This window comes from Bradyrhizobium australafricanum (assembly GCF_020329495.1).
Taxonomy (GTDB): domain Bacteria; phylum Pseudomonadota; class Alphaproteobacteria; order Rhizobiales; family Xanthobacteraceae; genus Bradyrhizobium; species Bradyrhizobium australafricanum.
Genome location: NZ_JAGKJL010000173.1, coordinates 1 through 1,224, shown reverse-complemented (window position 1 = coordinate 1,224; position 1,224 = coordinate 1). Strand labels below are relative to the sequence as shown.

General features: G+C 54.8%; 4 protein-coding genes. 2 read left to right on the top strand and 2 right to left on the bottom strand.

The genetic code is table 11. The features are described 5' to 3' along the window. Together J6525_RS46360 and J6525_RS46355 are read right to left on the bottom strand one after the other, a co-directional pair. On the bottom strand, positions 1–216 hold a 216-nt coding region (locus J6525_RS46360; protein WP_512699768.1), incomplete at its 3' end, for a transposase. Positions 217–320: 104 nt separating this feature from the next. Beyond that, a complete protein-coding gene (locus J6525_RS46355) occupies positions 321–734 on the bottom strand; it encodes a cupin domain-containing protein (protein WP_225649606.1) in 414 nt (137 codons plus the stop codon). A gap of 30 nt (positions 735–764) precedes the next feature. Here J6525_RS46355 and J6525_RS46350 point away from each other — a divergent pair, with 30 nt between their 5' ends. Together J6525_RS46350 and J6525_RS46345 are read left to right on the top strand one after the other, a co-directional pair. Then, entirely contained in the window at positions 765–917 is a 153-nt protein-coding gene (locus J6525_RS46350) for a hypothetical protein (RefSeq protein WP_225649605.1), read from the top strand. A 91-nt stretch (positions 918–1,008) separates the two neighbouring features. Continuing rightward, a partial coding sequence (locus tag J6525_RS46345) for a transposase (protein WP_512699768.1) occupies positions 1,009–1,224 on the top strand: 216 nt, incomplete at its 3' end.

Here is a 1,224-nt window from a genome sequence, read left to right as displayed (position 1 = left end):
GCCGAAGCAATAGCCGATCAGGAGCATCCGTATCATCAGCTCGGGATCGATCGAAGGCCGGCCGATCGTGCTGTAGAAGGGCGCCAGGTCCTGCCTAATCTGTTCAAGATCGACGAATCTATCGATCGAGCGAAGCAAGTGATCGGAAGGGACGTGCGTCTCGAGCGAGAACTCATAGAACAAAGCGGCCTGTTCGACTTGCCGATGTCCCATCATGATCTTCAGTCCTGCCAATTAAACAGACTGAATCACTGGTACCTCTGAGTCGCAACCGCGGCCTTTTTCAACAAAATCGGCCACTGACCGACATTACCTGCAGCTTACTTCGCCGGTGCTTTGACCAGATCGGCAGTGTAAATCACCACAGCATCATTGCCGGCGTTCTTGTGCCAATGCACTGTGTTGACACCTTCAGCGGTGGTCTCGCCGGGATAGAATGTTTTCGAAGTGCCATCTTCGTTTGTGATGACGTCGGTACCTTGATGGAAATAGACGACGGCCGGCCGGTCCTTGTGGCTGTGTAGTCCGATGTGCCCGCCCGGCGCGATGTTCAGGACACGCAACCGCAGTTGCCAACCCGCCATGCTTGGGATTTCGTTACCGAGGTCGATCACGACGGTCTTTGGGGTCGTGTACCCTTGGTTGTCTTTAGGTGCATCGTCCGCAAATGCGAAATAGGCGGAAGCTGATAGAGCGAGCGCAACGCCACCGCCTAACATGAGTGCTCGGCGCATTTCATTATCCTCCTCTTTGGATACTATAAGATGGCCACCGGCACTCTCGCCAAAATTGCCAGTAGTGCTTTAGCCAGTAAGGCGATTGAAGCGCAGCGCTTCTTCTATGTCCATGGATCAATCGGCCGCCGCGCCGGATGCGCCATGCCTCACCAAAGCAGTTTCGCGCACCGGCCGCTTTAGTCCGCTTCGGGCCGATTTTGTTGAAAAAGGCCGCGGTTGCGACTCAGAGGTACCAGTGATTCAGTCTGTTTAATTGGCAGGACTGAAGATCATGATGGGACATCGGCAAGTCGAACAGGCCGCTTTGTTCTATGAGTTCTCGCTCGAGACGCACGTCCCTTCCGATCACTTGCTTCGCTCGATCGATAGATTCGTCGATCTTGAACAGATTAGGCAGGACCTGGCGCCCTTCTACAGCACGATCGGCCGGCCTTCGATCGATCCCGAGCTGATGATACGGATGCTCCTGATCGGCTATTGCTTCGGC

Excerpts from the sequence above, each read along its gene's own strand:
- J6525_RS46355 (WP_225649606.1), bottom strand. The coding sequence starts at position 734 with ATGCGCCGAGCACTCATGTTAGGCGGTGGCGTTGCGCTCGCTCTATCA.
- J6525_RS46350 (WP_225649605.1), top strand. The coding sequence starts at position 765 with ATGGCCACCGGCACTCTCGCCAAAATTGCCAGTAGTGCTTTAGCCAGT.